A 22,174-nucleotide genomic window follows, 5' to 3' on the forward strand; every position below is an offset into this window, starting at 1 on the left:
CAATGGATACTAAAAACCTAACAGCTCCTAACACGACTATTACTTATAACCGTGATGCATTAACTGCTCCAACAGGTAATATGTATGAGGCGATTTCTATTATCGCAAAACGTGCGGAACAGATCAATACTGATGTAAGAGAAGAACTTGTTGAAAAACTAGAAGAATTTGCTACTTACAACGACTCTCTAGAAGAGGTTTTTGAAAATAAAGAACAAATAGAAGTTTCTAAATTTTATGAGCGTTTACCTAAACCTGCTGCTATCGCAGTTGAAGAATGGTTAGAAGGTAAAATCTATTTTAGAGATACAAGTTCTACTGAAAGTTAATTTAATAAAATTATGTCTGTATTAAGTGGTAAGAATGTATTGCTAGGTGTAACCGGTGGTATAGCTGCTTATAAAACTACTTATCTAGTGCGCCTGCTTGTTAAAGCGGGCGCTGCTGTTAAGGTGGTTATGACACCAGCTGCCAGAGAGTTTGTGACACCACTTACTTTATCTACTCTCTCTAAAAACCCTGTCTTAAGTCATTTTACAAATCAAGAAGATAATAATGATACGTGGAATAATCATGTAGAATTAGGTCTCTGGGCTGACTTAATGATTATAGCGCCTGCTACCGCAAATACCATGAGTAAAATGGTAAATGGCACTATAGATAATTTGTTGCTAGCAGTTTACTGTAGTGCAAAATGTCCTGTTTATTATGCTCCAGCAATGGATCTGGACATGTATAAACATCCTTCTACACAAAATAATTTTGATCAACTCAACGCTTACGGTAATCTTATGATTCCTGCAGGTGATGGAGAGCTAGCTAGTGGTTTGTCTGGTAAAGGCCGTATGGCAGAGCCAGAAGAGATCGTTAGTTTTGTTGAAAAAGAGATTTCTAGTAAATTACCATTAAAAGATAAAGTTTGCCTAATTACAGCTGGTCCAACATATGAGCCTATCGATCCTGTACGTTTTATAGGTAATCATAGTAGTGGTAAAATGGGCGCTGCAATTGCGTTAGAATTAGCAAATCGAGGTGCGTCGGTTAAATTAATTATGGGGCCTAGTCATGTTAAGACAGATCATGAACTCATAGATAGAGTAGACGTTAAAAGTGCGCAGCAAATGTATGATGCAGTACACTCCATGGTTGCTACTACAGATGTTGCTATATTTAGTGCGGCTGTAGCAGATTATAGACCAGCAAATCCTGTTGATCAAAAAATAAAAAAGAAGTCTAATACGTTAACTATTGAGTTAGTCAAGAATCCAGATATTTTAGCTAGTGTTGGAGCTATGACTCAAAAACCATTTTTAGTAGGTTTTGCTTTAGAAACAGAGAATGAATTAGAGCACGCTTTCGCGAAAGCGGAAAAGAAGCAAACCGATTTACTAGTATTAAACTCTATGAGAGATAAAGGTGCTGGATTTGGTGTAGACACTAATAAAATTGCGATTATAGATAAGAATAAAAATGTTTCAAGATTTGAGACTAAACCGAAAACCGAAGTAGCAAAAGATATCGTAGATGAAATTATTAAAAATATTTTATAGTTTTCTTGTTTTATTTTGTGCAGTGTCAACTGTAAATGCTCAAGAACTTAATTTTACTGTACAGGTAAATGCGCAGAATGTGGCACAGCCTAATCAAACTATTTTTACGACTTTAGAAACTTCAATGCAAGAGTTTTTAAATAATACAAAGTGGACAGATCAAAAATTTAAGGAGATTGAAAAAATTAATGCTTCTCTAGTTTTTGTTGTTACTAATTATGATAACGATAGATTCAGTGGTAATTTTCAAATATCTGTCTCTAGACCAGTTTATAATTCTTCTTATACGACCCCTATATTCAATTTTAAGGATAATGATATCGCCTTTGAGTATGTAGAATATGCTCCGTTTTTTTACAACGCAAATCAATTTGAGAATAATTTAATATCGCTTATTTCTTTTTATGCTTATACTACTTTAGGTATAGATGCTGATACTTTTGAAAAAAGAGGTGGGCAAGAATTTCACGAGCAAGCGCAGACTATAGTAAATCTAGCTCAAGGCTCACAAGGAGTAGCTGGTTGGAAAGCTAGTGATGGACTTCTTAGTAGGTTTAGGCTTAATGATGATATGCTTTCAGATACCTATAAGGAGTATAGAGATGTAATGTATGATTATCATATTAAAGGGTTAGATGCTTTTTCAAAAGACTCTAAAAGTGGTAAGATCTTATTAAAGAAATACATCATGCAATTTGAGGAATTGCACAGTCGTAGGCCTAATAGTTTATTGCAACGCACGTTTTTTGACGCAAAGGCAGACGAGATAATGAGTATTTATTCTTCAGGGCCGGCGGTAGATATAAGGGATATAAAAACCTCACTACAAAAACTAGCGCCTAACCAGTCTTCAAAATGGCGCAATATTAAGGTGTAACCTCTTTTTTACTTCCTTCTTTTTACCTAGATTTATGTTTTATAAACTAGTAGTTCTTTAACTGCTTAAATAGCTGTATACAAATTGCTTAAACATATTCAAATAGAGAATTTTGCACTGATCGACTCACTAGAATTAGATCTTCAAAATGGTCTTACCATGATTACAGGAGAAACTGGTGCAGGTAAATCAATTTTGTTAGGTGCATTAGGATTGATATTAGGTAACCGTGCAGATTTAAGTGCGATAAGAGATACCTCGCGTAAATGTGTTGTAGAGGCTCAGTTTGATATTTCTGATTTACAATTAAAGCATTTGTTTGAAGAAGCAGATCTGGATTATGAAAATTTAAGTTTTTTGCGTAGAGAGATTTTACCTTCTGGTAAAAGTAGAGCGTTTATTAACGATACTCCTGTGACTCTTTCTGTTATGAATAATATAGGTAAGCGTCTTATAGATATTCATTCTCAGCACCAGACATTACAGCTTTCTAAGGATACTTTTCAAATAGAGGTGTTGAACGCTTTTCTTATTGAAAACACTAAGGACTCAAAAAAGCCTGCATCCCAAATATTCAGTAGTTATAAGGAGGAATTACTTGTTTATAATAACGCAAAAAAAGAACTCAAGAAATTACAGGGTCAGGAAGCTCAGTTTTCTAAAGAGTTAGATTATAATAATTTCTTATTATCAGAATTAGAAGAGGCTGGCTTAGATCAATTAGATCAAAAAGCTCTAGAAGAAGAGAATGAGCAGTTGAGTAATGTAGAGAGTATTACTGAGGTTTTTACAGAATTCAACAACACGATTTCTGAAGATGATCTAGGAATGTTAGATCAATTAAGGCATTTGCAAAATAATTTTTCAAAAATAAGTGAATACTCTACAGTGTATTCTTCTTTAAAGGAGCGTCTTTCTTCAGTTCTTTTAGAGCTAGAAGATATATATCAAGAATCTTCTGTAGAGGCAGATAAGATAGAGGCAGATCCAGAACGTTTAATTCAAATTAATAATTCTATACGATTATTAGAAGACCTGTATAGAAAACACCAAGTAGATACGGTAGATTCTTTAAAAGACCTTAGAGATGAGCTTGCAGATAAAGTCTTTGTTTCACAAGGTCTTGATAAAAAAATCAAACAGCAAGAAAAAAAATTAAATGATGCTGAATTAAATCTGACAAAATTAGGGGCTAAAATTTCTAAGGAAAGAAGTCAGTACAAAACAGCTCTAGAAAAAGAAGTTTTGAGTGTTGTAAAGGCGTTAGGTATGCCAGATGCTCAATTTAAAGTAGATATAACGCCGTTAGGTACTTTTGGAGAAACAGGGATAGATCAAATACAGTTCCTTTTTACTGCAAATAAAGGTTCTCAGTTATTGTCGCTGGATAAAGCAGCGTCTGGAGGAGAGTTGTCTAGGTTAATGCTAGCTATTAAATCTATACTTGCGAGATGCAAAAAATTACCTACTATAATATTTGATGAGATTGATACCGGTGTCAGTGGCTCTATAGCTACTATGATGGCGGTTATTATGAAATCTATGAGTGAGGGAATGCAAGTGATGGCAATTACACATTTACCACAAATAGCTGCATCAGGAAATGATCATTTAATCGTAAAAAAAATAACAGAAAATAATAAGACCGTGAGTACTATTCAACGACTTAATGAAGAGGCGAGATTAGAAGAGATAGCCCAGATGTTAAGTGGTGGAACAATTTCTGATGCTGCGAGAGAAAATGCTCGTGCGCTACTCAATTAGTTTTATATATTTGCGACCTAATCAAGAATTATGGCTTACAATTTATTAAAAGGAAAAAGAGGAATCATATTCGGTGCCTTAGATGAAAATTCTATAGCATGGAAAACAGCACAATTAGCTCATGACGAAGGAGCTACATTTGTACTTACTAATGCGCCGGTTGCTATGCGTATGGGGCAAATTAAAGAACTTGCTGAAAAAACTGGAAGTGAAATAATTCCTGCAGATGCGACAAGTATTGAAGATCTTGAAAACTTAGTAAATAAGTCTGTAGAGATATTAGGAGGTAAATTAGACTTTGTCCTTCACTCTATAGGTATGAGTGTAAATGTGCGTAAAGGGAATCTTTACACAGATCAAAATTATAAATACACTGAAAAAGGATGGGACGTGAGTGCTGTTTCTTTTCACAAGGTTATGCAAACGTTACATAAGAATGACGCGATGAATGAGTGGGGTAGTATTGTAGCCCTGACTTACATGGCTGCGCAACGTACTTTTCCTGATTATAATGATATGGCAGATAATAAGGCATATCTAGAATCTATTGCACGTAGTTTTGGTTACTTCTTTGGTAAAGATAAAAAGGTAAGAGTGAATACTATCTCTCAATCACCTACACCTACGACAGCCGGTAGTGGTGTAAAAGGATTTGATGGTTTTATAAATTATGCAGAAAAAATGAGTCCGTTAGGTAATGCTACAGCACAGGATTGTGCTGAGTATACGATGACTTTATTTTCTGACTATACTAAAAAAGTTACTATGCAAAATCTTTTCCATGATGGAGGTTTTTCTAATACTGGAGTAAGTCAAGAAGTGATTGAAAAGTTCTAAGTAGAATATTTCATTTTAAATAATTAAAAGCCTTATCATATGATAAGGCTTTTTTTGTTTTTTACGCTTTCGCGAAAGCGTAAATGTTAAAATATTATATAGTCATTAAAATATACTATTAAGTTAATGTTAATTATGCTAAAATCATTACATTAGAAGCTCAATAATTTAACCCAAAACGAAATGACAAAAAAACTACTATTAATATTAGTGTTTTTAATTACAACAGTGTCTACGGCGCAATGTGATTATACACTAGAACTTACCGATAATTTCGGTAGCGAATGGGACTCCGGTGCAAACTTAACTGCAAATACTGGAGTTGATGTAACCATCGCAGGAATTACTACAACTTATTTAGTTATGGATCCAGCAGCAGTTAGTGGTGCGCCAGCTGTAGAGAATTATACCATAACAGTTAATGATGGTGATGCAATCGATATAGATTACAGAGCAACAGCTTTTTCTGGAGATGGTAGTTTTAGATTTATTGATTCAGAAGGAATAGAGGTTTATGCTTCTCCTATAAATCAAGCATCCATGATGGATATCTATGTTGGAACTGCTACATGTCCTACATGTTTTGCTGTAACCATGTTAACTTCTAATAATCTTACTGCTACAGGAGCAGAGATAGGATGGACAGCAACTGGTACAGAAACAGCTTGGGAAGTAGAATATGGACCGGTAGGTTTTACACCAGGTTCAGGTACTATTGATAACGCAACTACAAATCCTTGGACTATCGATGGATTATCTGCGAGCACATCTTATGATGTATATATAAGAGCTGATTGTGGAATGGGCGATATAAGTAGCAATCAGGGCCCTTTAAATTTTACAACTACAGACTCTTGTCCAGTACCTAGTGCTTTCAATCCTATAACTCAGACAGCAGATGCTGTTCAGTTTACTTGGGATACAAATGGTAATGTTTCTGCCAATTATGAAATTGAGTACGCACCTTCACCTTATGTGCAAGGAGCAGGTGGGACAACTGTTCTTGGTTTTTCAGCTCCATTTGCATCAGTAACTGGTTTGACTTCAAATACATCTTACGATTTTTATGTAAGAATAGATTGTGGAATGGGTGACTTTAGCGATTGGGCAGGTCCTTATACTGCTTCTACATTGCAATCATGTCCAGATATTTCTGGAATAGTTTTTAGTAATGTAGATCAAACTAGTGTTGATATTGCATGGTCTAATGGTGGTACAGAAACAGAATGGGAAATAGAATACACTACAGATGCAGGTATTAGTACTTTAGTTACTGCTACTTCTAATCCTTTTACGTTAACAGGTCTTTCCTCTGGGACATCATATGATATTTGTGTAATAGCAGTTTGTGCTCCTACAGATAGGTCTACACCAGTTTGTGATACATTAATTACTCCAGCAAATTGTGGGGATGATATTTTTGATACAGGTGGTATGACTGGAGATTACCAAAATAACGAAAGTTATACGATAACTTATACACCTGATAATGTAGGCGATGTGGTAACTTTAAATTTCACTTCAGTAGATGTTGAGTCTTGTTGTGATATTTTAGAAGTTTTTAATGGACTTGATGTCACTGCAACACCTTTTACTACTGATCTAGAAGGTCCAGCTATGTTTAGAGCAACTAATCCTGATGGTGCTATAACTATAAGATTTAGTTCTGATGGTTCTGTAGTGAGGTCAGGTTGGGTAGCAGAATATATTTGTGCAGCCCCTCCTACATGTTTAGAGCCTACGAGTCTTTCATTTGATGGTTCAACTAATACTACTGTGGATCTTTCTTGGATTGCAGGCGGTTCTGAGACTGAGTGGAATATAGAGTATGGTACTGTTGGTTTTACACCAGGAATGGGAACGGTTGTAAATTCTACTACTAATCCTGCAACGATAACTGGTTTAACTCAAAACTCTATATACGACTTTTATGTTAGAGGTTATTGTGGTGTTGGTGATGAGAGTTTACAGGTAGGTCCTGTTACAGGGAATACGCAATGTGATCCTTTTGTAGCTCCTTATTCTGAAGATTTTGAAACAGGTTTTACAACTACAACAAGTACTTTTCCTGGCGCAGGAGAAGCTTTTGATTCTGAAAATTGTTACTCTGCCATAAATTCCGGATACGCATGGGTTGCGGCACCAGGAACACTTACGGCTTCTGGAAATACAGGTCCTTCCCCATCTATAACAACAGGGAATTATTTTTATGCAGAGGGTTCTAATGGAGTCACTGGCGATATTGCAGAATTGGCTACAGCAACTTTTGATACTAGTGCGTTGACTGTTCCGGCTTTAAGTTTTGATTATCATATGACAGGATCTGATATAGGGTCTTTAGAAATTTTGGTAAAGTCAGGAGCTAGTGAGACTCTAGTTGCTACAATAACTGGTGAGCAACAACTTGCAGATACAGATCCTTATATTAATTTCAATGTTGCGTTAAATGCATTTTCAGGTCAGACTTTTCAAATTGTTTTTAGAGCAACAAGAGGAACTAGTTTTGAATCGGACATAGCAATTGATAACGTTGCAATTGATGAAGCTCCATCTTGTCCTGCAGCTTTAGGACTTGCTGTAGATTCTTCTACTGTTGATAGTGTGAGTTTGTCTTGGACTAATGGTGGTTCTGAAACTGCTTGGGAGATAGAATATGTAGATGCAGGAGCAGCTCAGGGTTCAGGTACTTTAGTTCCTGTAACAACTAACCCAACAACTGTAACTGGCTTAGTCGCAAATACACCTTACGATTTCTATTTGAGAGCAGTTTGTGCAGTCGGTGATGAGAGTATATGGTTAGGTCCGGTTACTGGAAGAACTACTTGTGTTGCATTCACAGTACCTTTTACTGAAGGTTTTAATTCTACTAGCTCAACTCAAGATTGTTGGACGGTATTGGATGAAAATGGTGATGGTGATCAATGGGATCTAAATTATGCATTTAATACTAGTGAAGGAGATCAGGTGGCTGCAATGAATACAGATTTCAATGGAGGTGCAGATGACGATTATTTAATCTCACCTGCTATTACACTAACTGGTGTTGATAGACTTAGATATGATTATAGAGTACAATCAAATGGAGAACCTAACGAAATGGAAGTTTTAATTTCTACTACAGGTAATGCTGCTGCTGATTTTACCACAACGTTAGTGCCACTTACATTGTATTCTAACGAAGCATATGCAGAAGAGGTTATTGATCTTTCGGCTTATACAGGAGATGTTTATGTAGCATGGAGAATTCCTCCTACAACTACAGATGGATGGAGAATGTATATTGATAATGTGCGTTTTGAAATAGCTCCAGATTGTGATGAGCCTGTAATGATAGGGACTTCTGGATTTACAGTTTCATCTGCAGATATAGCTTTCACAGAAAGAGGAACTGCTACTTCATGGGAAATTGAATATGGTGCTCCAGGATTTATACCAGGTTCTGGTACTGTAGTTACAGCAACAACAAATCCTTACACTTTAAGTGGTTTGACTGATAACACTTCATACGATTTCTATATAAGATCAGCATGTGCTTCAGGAGGTTTTAGTCCATGGTCAGCGGTAAGTAATTTCCAGACAGCTTGTAATGCCTTTGCAGTTCCGTTTACAGAAACTTTTGATTCTACAAGTACGACAGAAGGATGTTGGACAGTGCTAGATGAAAATGGAGACGGTGATCAGTGGATTCTTAACAGTGCAACATCTGCAGCTGGTGACGAAGCGGCTTCTATTAATACAGATTTTAATGGTGGAGTGGATGATGATTATTTAATTTCTCCAGCGCTAACCTTAACAGGTGCTCAAAGATTGAAATATATGTATAGAGTTCAATCAGCAAATGAGCCTAATGATATGGAAGTGTTGTTATCTACTACGGGAACCGATGCTGCAGACTTTACATCTACATTATTACCATTAGCATTATATAGTAATACTGTTTATCAAGAAGAAATACTAGATTTGTCAGCTTTTACAGGTGATGTATATATAGCATTTAGAATACCGCCTAACGGTACTGATGGTTGGGTGATGTTTATAGATGAATTTATTGTTGAAGATATACCGAATTGTCCAGAGCCTACTAGTTTAGTCGTTGATATGCTGACTTCTAATACAGCCAATGTTTCATGGAATTCAATCGGTACTACTTCTGTTTGGCAAGTTGAGGTGCAACCTACGACTGTTGCTCAAGGTACTGCAGGCGCAGTATATGAGAACTTAACATCTTCCAATCCTCAAGTTATTTCAGGTTTGTCAGCTCAGACATCTTATGATGTATATGTACGATCGGATTGTGGGATGGGTGACTTTTCTCCATGGACTGGCCCAGTAACTTTTACTACTTTATGTGATGTTGTTACTCAGTATCCATACGTTACTGACTTTACAACTAATGTGCCTAATCAATGTTGGGATGAGGCTATTGACGGTGAGATTGTAGACGGTCCTATCGGATTAGGAAGTTCTGACTGGACTGATGGAAGGTCTTATGAAAATGCGGCTGGTGTAGCTGTACCTTCTAATACTATAAATCTATGGCAAAATGTCGATAGAGAATGGTTGATTTCAGAGCAATATGATATGTCTGGTTCAAGTAATGATGTGTTGACTGTAGAAGTAGCGGTTACTGATTATTCCTTTACAGGTCCTTCTACTGCAAATGATATTGATGCTATGGGGTCTGATGATCAAGTAGATCTATTAATAACTACAGATAATGGGGTTACATGGAGTTCTTTAATGACATGGAATCTAGCTAATCAACCAGCCGTTACTGGAACTAGCTCAACTATTGATCTGTCTTCTTATACAGGTACAGTTCAATTTGCATTCTTAGCTAGTGATGGAGATATAGATGACACTGAAGATTATGATTTCCATGTGGGTGTTTTTGAAATTGATGGTACTGCTAGTAATGACGCTTTCGCGAAAGCGGAATTTGTAATCTATCCTAATCCAGTTTCTACAGTACTATATGTGCAAGCTGATGTTTCTGTTAAAAAACTGACTATTTACAATCTCGTGGGACAATTAGTAAAGTCTAGAGAAATAAATAATAGAGCAGAAATTAATGTTCAGGAACTACCTTCTGGTGTATATCTAATTGAAATTAATGGTGATACAGCCACTGAAACTTTTAGATTTATTAAGGAGTAGTACTAATTAAACTTTATTTTAAAAGGGTCACTTAACGGTGATCCTTTTTTTTTTAACCTAAATTAAAGTCAGGTTAACGATAAATTAACAATTGTAGTGGATTATTGTATTTATTTATTTAGTTTAAGGGCCTTCTTAAAAAAACCTTAAATAATAATTATGAAACAAATTTATGTTACTGTAATTACCTTATTTCTGTTAACCTTTTCATTTAATGCACAAGCACAGTGTAATTATACGTTAGAGGTTACAGATTTTTTTGGTAATGATTGGGTTAGTGGGAATAATGCCACCGCTAACGCAGGAGTTGATGTCACCATTGATGGTGTTTTAACTACCTATCGAGTATTAAATGCCAGTGCTACAGGTAATCCTGTGACCGAAACTTATGTTATTTCGGTTAACAATATGTCTACTATAGATATAGATTACCGTGCTCCAGATCTTTCTGGAGATGGTGAATTTAAATTAATAGATTCTGAGGATTTATTGGTTTATCAAACTCCTATTGCACAAGTATCTATGATGGATATTTTTGTTGGATCTGCTTCTTGTCCTACATGTCCAGTTATCGTTAATCCTGGGTTTTCAGGAGTTACCGCAAATGAGGCAATCATAGATTGGACTAATGGTGGTTCAGAAACTCAATGGGAAATAGAATATGGAATCAGCCCTTATACTCCTGGATCAGGAGGTCAGGTTGTTCCTGCTTCTACAAACCCATTTACTATTACTGGCTTAAGTAGTATAAGCACTTATGATGTTTATATTAGAGCGGTATGTGTACCTGGTTCAGATGTTAGTAATCCAGTAGGTCCTGTGACTTTTACTACTACAGAATCTTGTCCTTCTCCTTCTAATTTTTCACCAATTACTCAAACGGCAAATAATGTTCAGTTTGCTTGGGATTCAAATGGAAATCCTAGTCCTAATTATGAAGTTAATTATGGTCCAACTCCATTTAATCAAGGTGATCCTTCTGGTACAACTGTAGCAGGTAATTTTGGGACTTTCGCTTTTGTAGATAACTTAATGTCTGATACAGAGTATGCGTTTTATGTAAGATATGACTGTGGAATGGGAGATTTTAGTCTTTGGCAAGGTCCTTATACAGCAACAACCTTAATTTCATGTCCAGCTATTTCAGGTATTCAAGCTAATACTATTACTGATTCGTCTTTAGATATCTCTTGGTCAGCAGGTGGTACAGAAACTGAATGGGAAGTAGAATATGCTCTGGCAGGTACAATAACTGCTCCTGGTACAGGTCAAGGAACGACTGTTTCTCCTAATCCTACAAGCCCGTCTCATTTAATTGACGCTTTAGCAGATTCTTCAAATTACGATGTATTTATTCGTGCGGTTTGTGATCCTTTACAACCAGATTACAGTAGTTGGGTTCAAGAATCTTTTTCTACTTTATGTTTACCTTTTACATCGCCATTTAATGAAGATTTTGAAACTGGTTTTACAGTACGCGCTACAGGTACACCAGCTACTACTGATAATTTTGAAGAAGAAAATTGTTGGTCTGCAGATAGTCCTTCTGCGTATAGTTGGGTAGCTGTTGCTACAGCAGTAACAGGTTCTGGTTCTACTGGTCCTGGTGTTTCTAGTGGTAATTATTTCATAACTGAAGCTTCTAGAGGAACGACAGGTGATATTACAGATCTAATTTCACCGGTTATAGATTTAACTTCTCTTACGACTCCTGCAATTAGTTTTGATTACCATATGTATGGTGCAGATATGGGTACGTTGGAAGTTGTTGTAAGATCTGGTGGGGTTGATACTACTGTATTTACTTTATCTGGACAACAGCAAACTGATGAAGACGATGCTTTTACAACTGTAGTTATTCCTATTGCAGCATTTTCATCACAAAATATTCAGGTAATATTTAGAAGTGCACGTGGTACATCATTTACTAGTGATATGGCGATAGATAATTTATTAGTTTTAGAATCTCCACCTTGCGTAGATCCTTATGACTTAAATATTACTGCATTAACTAGTAGTTCTGTAGATTTAGGTTGGACAGAATTAGGGTCAACGACGAACTGGGATTTAGAAATAGGTGCTGCTGGTTTTGTAGTAGATTCTGGAGTTGCAACTATCGCAACTTCTTCAACTACTAATCCTTATAGTGCGTCTGGATTATCACCAGATACTCTCTATGAATTTTATGTAAGATCTAATTGTGGTGTTGATGGTACTAGTAATTGGGTAGGTCCCTTTGAATTTAGAACTCGTTGTGCTGCGTTAACAGCTCCTTATTTTACAGATTATGAATCTGATACTATTGATTCTTTAAATAATTGTGATAGCTCTTTAATAGTGAGTGGTAGTACAAATTTATTAGTTGAAGTTGAAGATTTTGTTGCTTTATCTGGTTCTAACCATATTTACATGTATAGTGGTAGTGATGCTGCTGCAGATATCTTTTATATACTTCCTGAATTTTCTGATCTATCTTCAGATAAGCGTATTAAATTTAACGTATATGATAGAGATACTGGCGGGCTAGAAGTTGGAGTAATGTCTGATCCAGCTGATCTTACAACATTTACGTCCCTTGTTACATACACAGATACTGATCTTGTCGACGATGATTATGAAGAAAAGACTGTTTATTTTAACTCATTGACAACTACCGGCGGTTATATTGCCTTTAAATTTAATCCTGCAGGTATATTTGATGCTTTGTATCTTGATGATATTACTTATGAACTGTCACCTAGCTGTCCAGAACCTACTCAATTGACTACAAGTTCTGTAGGAAGTTCATCTTTTGATTTATCTTGGACTAATAATTCTACTGCGTCTGAATTTTTAGTAGAGTATAGAGAGGTGGGTACAACAGTATTTACAGCAGTTACTCCTAACCCAACAGTTTCAAATGTTGTGGTTTCCGGTCTTGCGAGTGATGCTGATTATGAGGTTTGTGTAACTGCAATATGTGATAGTGCATCTAATGATGTTTCTACTCAATCTTGCGTTAATGTTTCTACTACTCCAGATTATTGTGCAGGTGATTTATTCGTTGATTCAGGAGGTGCCTCTGGACAATATCAAGGTAATGAAAATATAGTGTATAATATTTGTCCTGATAATGCTGGTGATGTAGTCTATATAAACTTCCTTACTAATGAGATGGAAGATAGTGGTACAGGTTGTTTTGATGGGTTAACAATTTATGATGGACCTGATACAACTTTCCCTACCATTAATACTCCAGGTGGAGATACTGAATGGTGTTGGGATGGTACAAGCGGTACAGGTGATTTAACTCAAGAACTTTTAATAGGTACAAGTACTTCTGGTTGTATTACTTTAGTTTGGTCTACTGATGGTTCTGGTCAAAGAGATGGTTGGACAGCGTCAGTAACTTGTGCTCCGGCTCCTACTTGTCCTTCTCCAGATGCATTAGCTGTAGATGCTTTTTCTTCTACAACGGCTGATCTTTCTTGGACTGCAGGTGCTATGGAAACTGAATGGGATATTGAAGTTGGTGTTCCAGGTTTTGTTCCAAATACAGGTGCTCAAACTGGTGCTGTAATCGATGTTGTTACTTCTCCTCTAACTACGGTTACTGGATTAACACCTGATACAGAATATGAATATTGGGTTCGTGCAGTTTGTGCACCAGGAGATGAGAGTATTTATATAGGACCTTTAAGTTTTAGAACTTCATGTGCTCCTTTTACTGCTCCTTACTTTACAGATTATGATTCAGATCCAGTAGATGGTTTAAATAATTGCGATCGTAATATAGTTGTAGGTAGTGGGTCAGGTACAGTTCCTACTGTTGAGGTAGAAGATATTATTGCTAACTCAGGCTCTAATCATATCTATATGTATAGTGGGTCTACTGGAGCTACTGCAGAATTATATTATATACTTCCTGAATTCTCAGATCTTGATTCTAATAAAAGAGTAAGATTCTTTGCTTATGATAGAGATTTAGGAGGATTAGAAGTTGGTACAATGACTGATCCTACTGATGCTACTACGTTTACAGTTCATCAGACTTTCTTAGATGCTGATTTACCAGACGATGTATATGCTGAGCAAACAGTTGACTTCACATCACTGACTACTACAGGAGGTTGGGTTGCATTTAGGTTTATTCCTAATGGGACTTTCGACTCTATGTATTTAGATGATGTTAATTATGAGGTTATTCCTAGTTGTAACCAACCTAGTGCGGTTGTAACTAGTAATCTTACAGCTGACTCTGTTGAATTATCTTGGACAGCTGGTGGTTCAGAAACTGAATGGATCGTAGAATATGGTACTCCTGGATTTACTCCTGGTGGTGCTGGTTCATTAGGCGTTGAAACTGGTGTGATGACGAATGCAAATTATTTGCTTGATATGTTACCTTCAAATACTTCTATTGAATTAAGAGTATTTGCAGTTTGTGCTCCTGGGGATGTTAGTCCTTCAACGAATCCGATTGTAATTAGAACTTTTCCTACTGGACCTGTAGGTGTTTCTTGTCCTAATAATGATAGTGCTTTTGCATGGGAAGATAATTTTGATGCTAATAATGGTTGGACAGGTGATGTGAGTACTTCAAATGGTGATTGGGATTTCTCAGGAACTGCTGGAACTGGTTCTACAGGTACTGGACCTTTAGGGCCTCAAGAAGGTACAGGTTACGTTTTCTTTGAGTCTTCCGGTACTAATGTAGGAGCTAACACTATGGTTTCTCCAGCTATTGACTTAACTGCAGCAACTGATGAAGCTGAATTGAGTTTCTACCTTCATTCTTTTGGTGGTGATCTAACAACACTTGAAGTAGGTGTGTCAACTAGTGCGACTGGTCCTTTTACTAATGTATTTACATATATAGGTCCTTTACAAGCAACGCAAACGGATGCTTTTGCTTTAGTCGGTGGATTCTTACCAGCATCTGTTTTAGGCTCAAGCACAGTTTATATTCAAGTAAGTGCTACAGAAGAGGTAGGTAATGAAGCAGGTTTTGTGGGAGATATTGCTATTGATTTAATGAGAATTGAAACATGTGGTAATTTCTGTTCTAATCCAAATTCAATGAGTGTAACTAACTTGACTACCACAGGTGGTGACTTTAGTTTTGTTGATACGGCAGGAACACCAGCAGGTGCTTATGAATATGCTATACAACTAGATGGTACAGGAGTGCCTACTGCAGCTGGAACGGCTGTAGCGACTACTTCCTTTACTGATAGTTCTTTAATGCCAGGTACAGAGTATGAAATCTATTATAGAACTATTTGTAACGCTACGGCATCAAGTGATTGGATAGGGCCATTACAGTTTTCTACTAATTGTCTACCTTTTACGGCTCCTTACTTTACAGATTATGAGTCAGACCCATTAGATGGTTTATTCGTATGTGATAATGCTGTATTTGATATCACAACTGCGACAACAACACCGCCAGAAGTGGAGGTAGAGGATTTAATTGCTAATAGTGGTAATCAACACATTTATCTATATAATGGTAATGATACTTCTGCAGGTGTTTATTATGTAATGCCAGAGTTCTCTGATCTTGATGCTACTAAACGTGTTAGATTTTTTGCTTATGATAGAGATAATAGTTCTTTAGAAGTAGGTGTTATGTCTGATCCTAATGATTTTACAACTTTTACTGTTGTGCAAACATTCTTAGATGCAGATTTACCAGACGATGTTTATGAAGAGCAAACGGTAAACTTTAGTTCTCTTACAACAACTGGTGGTCATATTGCTTTTAGATCTATACAGACTAGTACATTTGATGCGATTTATTTAGATGATATTAATTATGAATTAATACCGTCATGTCCTAATCCTACAGGAGTTGTAGTGAATACAATCGGTGGTGATAGTCTAGATTTATCATGGTCAGCTGGTTTGTCAGAAACAGAATGGATAGTAGAATATGCGACTCCAGATTTTAGCACTGGTACAGCAACCGCTGTAACAGGTGTTATGACAAATACTAACTATATTTTAAATGGTTTAACTCCGAATACTCCTTATGAAATAAGAGTGTCTGCTGTGTGTAATCCTATGGATATTAGTCCTACAACTAATCCTTTACCAGTTAGAACTTTCCCGGCTTCACCTCAAGGTGTATCTTGTACTACTGGAGCTCCTGGTTATGTTTGGGAAGATAGTTTTGATACAATTGCTACTTCATGGACAGGTGATGTAGGTACAGGTACTACTGGTGGTGATTGGAATTTTGGTAGAACTACCCCTACAGGATCAACAGGTACAGGTCCTAGTGGTCCACACGATGGTGCTGGTTACTTATTCTTTGAAACAACTGGTACTAATGTAGGTCCAGCGTCTATTGTTTCTCCTCCTATTGATTTAACAACAGGTGCAAATGCTGAATTAGAGCTTTCATTCTTCATTCATTCATTCGGTGGAGATCAAACTATTTTTGATGTAGCTTATGGTACTAGTGCTACTGGTCCATTTACAAGTGTATTTTCATATGTTGGTCAGTTACAGTCTGATATCTCAGATAATTATGCTGAGGTAGGAGCAATGTTACCATCCACGTTAATAGGACAAACTATCTATATCCAAATTACTGGTACTGAAGAGCCAGGTGAAGAAGGTGGTTTTGTAGGTGATTTTGCAGTTGATTTAATGAGAATTCAAACTTGTGGTAGTTTCTGTTTAGCTCCTGATGGTGTTTCTGTTTCTGCTATTACTGGTGATTCTGCGATAGTTGATTGGACAGAAAATGGTAATGCGACAACTTGGGAAGTTGCTGTTGTAGCTTCAGGAAGTGGAGTGCCTACAGGTAGTGGTACAAGTGTAACTACTAATCCTTATTCAGTAACCGCGCTATCTCCTAGTACAGTGTATGATGTATATGTTCGTGCAGACTGTGGTGGTGGATTATTTAGTGATTGGTCAGTAGTAGAAAGCTTCTCTACAGATTGTGTTGCTTTTGTAGCACCATATGGAACAACTGCTGGTGCACCAGGTAATGATTTTGCAACTTTCCCTGGAGTATGTTGGGGAGAAGGTGATAATACAGATGTAGCTACCGGTCCTAATGGTTTAGATAGTGATTGGACTAATGTTGATTTTGCAAACGATCCAACTAATGTATTTGGTCAAGCTGCAAGTATCAATATTTGGAACAACGGTGGTGATGGTGACTGGTTAGTATCTCCAGAAATTGATTTAGGAGCTGCTGGTGGTTCATTTACTGCTAGTTTTGATGTTGCGTTAACTGAGTTTGACGATACATTTGCTAGTAACTTCGGTAGTGATGATCAGGTTCAATTCTTGATTACTACAGACGGTGGTGTTACTTGGAGCATTATTGAAACTTTTGAAGCTTCTGATAATGTATCTGCAACTGGTCAATTAGAGACTTTCCCTCTTAACGCTTATTCTGGTGTTGTGAGATTTGGTTTCCGTGCTACTAACGGTACTGTTGCAGATAATGAAGATATTCAGTTCTTTGTAGATAACTTTACTGTAGATGGTACTGCTGGTGTTAATGATGTGGATACTTTTGATTTCACTTATTATCCTAACCCTACAGATAATATAGTTGACTTTAATGGTCAACAAGTTATTGATAGTTTAGTAGTAAGAAACCTGTTAGGACAACAACTATTAGTTGTAAACCCTAATGCGACTTCTACTAGAATAGATTTATCTACTTTCCCTTCTGGAATGTATCTTATAGAGGTAATCTCTGGAGAGCAAAACAAAACGGTGAAAGTGTTGAGAAATTAGATTCTTATACTTAAATAATAAAAAGGCCATTCTTTACAGAATGGCCTTTTTTTATTGACTATTTTTGACATTGTGAATGTGATTAATTACTCTATTATAATTCCTGTTTTTAACAGGCCTGACGAGATTGAAAAACTTCTCGATAGTATTTCTGTTTTAAATTTTGACAATGAATTTGAGGTTGTTATTGTAGAAGATGGCTCTACTTTAAGTAGTGAGTCTGTTTGTTCTCGCTTTCGCGAAAGCGTAAACATTAACTATCTATTTAAACCTAATTCTGGCCCAGGTGATTCTAGAAATTATGGTATGCATCATGCAATAGGCAATTATTTTTTAGTTCTAGATAGTGATTGCATACTTCCAGAAGATTATTTACAAAATGTTGATCGGTATTTAAGGCAAAATTATGTAGACTGTTTTGGCGGTCCTGATGCTGCACATGCTACATTTACTGATTTACAAAAATCTATTAATTATTCAATGACCTCTTTTCTTACTACTGGAGGTATAAGAGGTGGAGGTGAGCAGTTAGGTAAATTTCAGCCTCGCAGCTTTAACATGGGAATAAGTAAAAAGGCATTTATTGCTACTGGAGGTTTTGGTAAAATCCACCCAGGTGAAGACCCAGATTTAAGTATTAGATTATGGAATAAGGGTTTTAAAACTGTATTGATTAAAGATGCTTATGTCTATCATGAAAGACGCATCTCATGGAAATTGTTTTACAAGCAAGTCAATAAATTTGGTAAAGTCAGGGTGGTATTAAATAAATGGCATCCAGAGACTCGAAAAATAACATATTGGTTCCCTACCTTATTTAGCCTGTTTTTTATAGTTTCTTTAATTCTAAGTACATTAGGATATGGGTTCCCTATATTGTTGTACCTCATATATGTACTCGCTATTTTTATACATGCAGGTATCAAAAATGGATTAAAAGTAGGTCTAGGTGCTATTGTAGCAGCTATGATTCAGTTATTGGGTTATGGAACAGGTTTTTTACATTCTTGGTTAAAAATTAAACTTTTAGGTCAAGATGAGAAAAAAGCATTCCCAAAACTTTTTTTTAAATAGATTAGAATGAGGTATAAAAAATATGTCGGTTTTCCATTAGTTGTAATTGTAGTGGCTAGTTTGTGGTTTATCTCAAAGTATAAAGATGTTTATAAGGAAGAAATTGAGTTTAATGTTAACTTTATTAACGTACCAGAAGACGTTGTTGTTAATTCTACCGTAAATCAATTAAAAATTCCTGTTGAGATAAGTGCAAGTGGTTTTACTCTTATATGGGAAAAAACTTTTGGTAATAGGTTAAATCTAGACTTTAAGAAAAATACATATAGTAGAAATGATTCATTGTTTTTTAATCCATCTAAGAGTCTAAAAAACATGAAACGCTCTAAGGAGATTTCTTATGAGATTCTTAATGTAGAAGATCAAGAGGTTTCTATCGATGTTAAACGATTTGACTCTAAAAGGGTACCTCTCGTTAATGAATTTAAAATTGAGTATAGTTCAAATTTTGTTCCTTTGAAAGAACCTGCTTTTACACTGGACAGTGTGACAGTAACAGGAAATGATACTGCCGTAGCTGAACTTAAAGAGATAAGGGTTACTGGTAAACCGATAATTGTAAGTGATTCTATAACTTCTATTAATATAAATCTTAATGAAAAATATCCAGACTTGAGATTTGAGAATCCTAATATTTCTCTTACTATTGCCGCCACTCAAATGACAGAAGGCAGTATAGAATCTTATGTGCAATTAATTAATGCGCCTAGTAATGTAGAGGTGAAGCTTATACCAGAAAAAGTGACTGTCGTTTATTCTACACCAATAGCTCAGTTTGATAAAATAGATAATAGTGATGTTAGGGTTATAGTTGATTATAATAAGGTTAATGATCTCAATACGGCAATAATACCAGAAGTAAGATTAATTAATTCTAATATGGTTTCTTCTCGTATATTGCCTAAACAAATTCAAGTTCTAACTATTAAGTAAATGAAAATAATAGGGTTAACAGGAGGTATAGGTAGTGGTAAGACTACAGTAGCAAAGGAATTTGAAAAACTAAACATTCCTCTTTTTATTGCAGATAATATCTCTAAGAAGCTATTATCTACTGATGAAACTGTAATAGATGCTGTTAAAACTTTATTAGGTGAGCAATCTTATATAGGGGATAATGCGGGCAAATTAGTGCCTAATAAAAAGTTTATAGCCTCAAAGGTATTTAGTGATCAAGAATTATTGAGTTCTTTGAATAAGATTCTTCATCCTGCTGTGAGACAGTATTTTGATAACTGGATAAAAGAACAAAATGCGCCTTATGTAATTTATGAAGCAGCAATTTTATTTGAGACTAAAGGAAATGAAATTTGTGACCAAATTATTTTAGTAACTGCATCTTTAAAAGAAAGATATAGAAGGGTTATGGCCCGCGACAAAGTTACAGAAGAAGAGGTAAGATTGAGAATGAGTAAACAATGGTCTGATTCTCAAAGAATAATGTTGAGTGATTTTGTTATCATAAATGAAGATCTTCAAGAATTAGGCGGTTTTGTGAGAAGTATTCACGATGTTTTGTTAAAAAATTAGAGACTATTATTAATTTCACAAAGTTAATATATGGTTAAAGAGTTTTTAACACTTTAGCTATATGTTAAATTTGCACTGTGCAGAAACGAGTTTTATATTCTTTAATAGCTTTGATGAGCTTATCCCTAGCAGGTATTGTTGTGGTCCAGATATACTGGATCATCAATAGTGTTAATGATAAGGAAGATCAATTTTCATTTGCGGTTAGTCAGACGCTAGTATCTGTATCTTCAGAATTAGATAATCGCGAGGTAGAAAAAGTTTACAATGTTCTAGATCATATTAGAGATAGTCTGGGAGTACAACCAGATTCTAGAACTATAAGTGAGTTAATGCTTATACAACGTAATCAAAATCTTGATGAAACGTCAGCCTATAGTAATAGTTTAATTAATGAAAACTATAAACTGAATCCTCAGTTATTAGATCTAGACTTAGATAGCCTTACATTTAATAAGTTACTTAATAAAAAGAGTTCTTTAGTCAAAGGTTCTGATTCTGTAAAGAAAAGGAAAACCTTCAAAGAGTTATCTCAATTAGATAAATACAAAAAAGAACTAGATGCTGAGATTATAAGTAATTATAACAGTTTACTGCCTATTTCTCAACGTATAGGTAAAGAAGAGTTACAGGCTATAATTAAGGAAGAGTTAGTTAATCGATCTATAGAGACTGAATTTGAGTTTGCTATCTATCAAGATGGATTTGCTACACGTATACAATCAGATGACTTTGATTTTATACCTAGTGGTACATGGGCTTATTCTATTTACAAGAACGGTAATTTAGACACAGAGCCTTATGAGTTGTACATAAGTATGCCTGATAGAAAGATTTACATTCTTTCTTCCATAACAGGAATGGCTTTGTTATCCCTTATATTTACTACTGTAATTGTCGTAGCTTATTCTAATGCTATAAAGCAAATTTTTAAGCAAAGACAAATCTCTCAAATAAAAACAGACTTTATAAATAACATGACGCATGAGTTTAAGACACCTATAGCTACTATAAACTTAGCTTTAGATTCTTTAAAGCATCCTAAAATATCATCAGATCCAGAAAAAGTGGCAAACTACCATAGAATGATACGTGAAGAAAATAAACGTATGCACAGTCAGGTAGAGAATGTATTGCGTATTTCTAAACTTGAGAAAGACGATTTAAATATAGAAAAAGAACGTCATGATATGGATGATATCATGATAGATAGTATCTCTCATATTCAATTGATACTAGAAGAAAGAGGTGGAGTGGTAAAAACTCATTTTGGAGCTTTGAGAACAGAGGTCTTAGTTAATGAGAGTCATATTACTAATGTGATAGTAAACGTTTTAGAGAATGCTATAAAATATACAGAGGGTAGCCCAGTTATAGATGTGTTCACTGAAAATGTAAAAGATAAACTTGTGATCAAAGTTAGAGATCAAGGTATAGGAATGAGTAAGCAAGCACAGCGTAAAGTGTTTCAAAAGTTCTTTAGAGAACATACTGGAGACATTCACAATGTAAAAGGGCATGGTCTAGGTCTAGCTTATTCAAAAAGAATTCTAGACGACTGCAATGGAGAAATCCATGTAGAAAGTACAAAAGGTAAGGGTAGTACATTTAGTATTCACTTGCCGATAATAACATAATT

11 protein-coding genes are annotated in these 22,174 nt (G+C 35.6%); all 11 read left to right on the forward strand.

Translation table 11 applies throughout. From position 1 onward, the window contains the following. The first annotated feature begins 2 nt into the window (after positions 1–2). Complete coding sequence (locus ACJJVN_RS05150; RefSeq protein WP_104515411.1) at positions 3–329, forward strand: DNA-directed RNA polymerase subunit omega; 327 nt, start codon at positions 3–5, stop codon at positions 327–329. A 12-nt stretch (positions 330–341) separates the two neighbouring features. Continuing rightward, a complete protein-coding gene (gene coaBC / locus ACJJVN_RS05155) occupies positions 342–1,550 on the forward strand; it encodes a bifunctional phosphopantothenoylcysteine decarboxylase/phosphopantothenate--cysteine ligase CoaBC (RefSeq protein ID WP_405377357.1) in 1,209 nt (402 codons plus the stop codon). Next, positions 1,525–2,427 carry a DUF4835 family protein gene (locus ACJJVN_RS05160; protein ID WP_405377358.1) on the forward strand — a complete coding sequence of 301 codons (903 nt, stop codon included), beginning with the start codon at positions 1,525–1,527 and terminating at the stop codon, positions 2,425–2,427. Before coaBC ends, ACJJVN_RS05160 begins: the two co-directional genes overlap by 26 nt. Positions 2,428–2,511: 84 nt before the next feature. Further along, the gene (recN, locus tag ACJJVN_RS05165) at positions 2,512–4,191 is read left to right on the forward strand and encodes a DNA repair protein RecN (protein ID WP_405377359.1); all 1,680 of its coding nucleotides are present in this window, start codon (positions 2,512–2,514) and stop codon (positions 4,189–4,191) included. 30 nt (positions 4,192–4,221) lie between these two features. Continuing rightward, entirely contained in the window at positions 4,222–5,028 is an 807-nt protein-coding gene (locus ACJJVN_RS05170; RefSeq protein ID WP_104515407.1) for an enoyl-ACP reductase, read from the forward strand. Positions 5,029–5,211: 183 nt separating this feature from the next. Next, positions 5,212–10,185: a choice-of-anchor J domain-containing protein gene (locus ACJJVN_RS05175; protein ID WP_405377360.1), complete on the forward strand. Its 4,974-nt coding sequence runs from the start codon at positions 5,212–5,214 to the stop codon at positions 10,183–10,185. A 159-nt stretch (positions 10,186–10,344) separates the two neighbouring features. Beyond that, positions 10,345–17,931, forward strand: coding sequence for a fibronectin type III domain-containing protein (locus ACJJVN_RS05180; protein WP_405377361.1), 7,587 nt, complete (start codon positions 10,345–10,347; stop codon positions 17,929–17,931). Between the two features lie 72 nt (positions 17,932–18,003). After that, positions 18,004–19,005: a glycosyltransferase gene (locus ACJJVN_RS05185; RefSeq protein ID WP_405377362.1), complete on the forward strand. Its 1,002-nt coding sequence runs from the start codon at positions 18,004–18,006 to the stop codon at positions 19,003–19,005. A 6-nt stretch (positions 19,006–19,011) separates the two neighbouring features. Next, positions 19,012–19,938 (forward strand): hypothetical protein, encoded by a 927-nt coding sequence (locus tag ACJJVN_RS05190; protein ID WP_405377363.1) that lies wholly within the window; start codon positions 19,012–19,014, stop codon positions 19,936–19,938. Then, on the forward strand, positions 19,939–20,535 hold the full coding sequence (gene coaE / locus ACJJVN_RS05195; protein ID WP_405377364.1) for a dephospho-CoA kinase: 597 nt from the start codon (positions 19,939–19,941) through the stop codon (positions 20,533–20,535). 113 nt (positions 20,536–20,648) lie between these two features. Beyond that, positions 20,649–22,172: a sensor histidine kinase gene (locus tag ACJJVN_RS05200; protein ID WP_405369460.1), complete on the forward strand. Its 1,524-nt coding sequence runs from the start codon at positions 20,649–20,651 to the stop codon at positions 22,170–22,172. Positions 22,173–22,174: the final 2 nt, after the last annotated feature.

This window comes from Nonlabens sp. Asnod3-A02, from assembly GCF_045063755.1.
Taxonomy (GTDB): domain Bacteria; phylum Bacteroidota; class Bacteroidia; order Flavobacteriales; family Flavobacteriaceae; genus Nonlabens; species Nonlabens xylanidelens.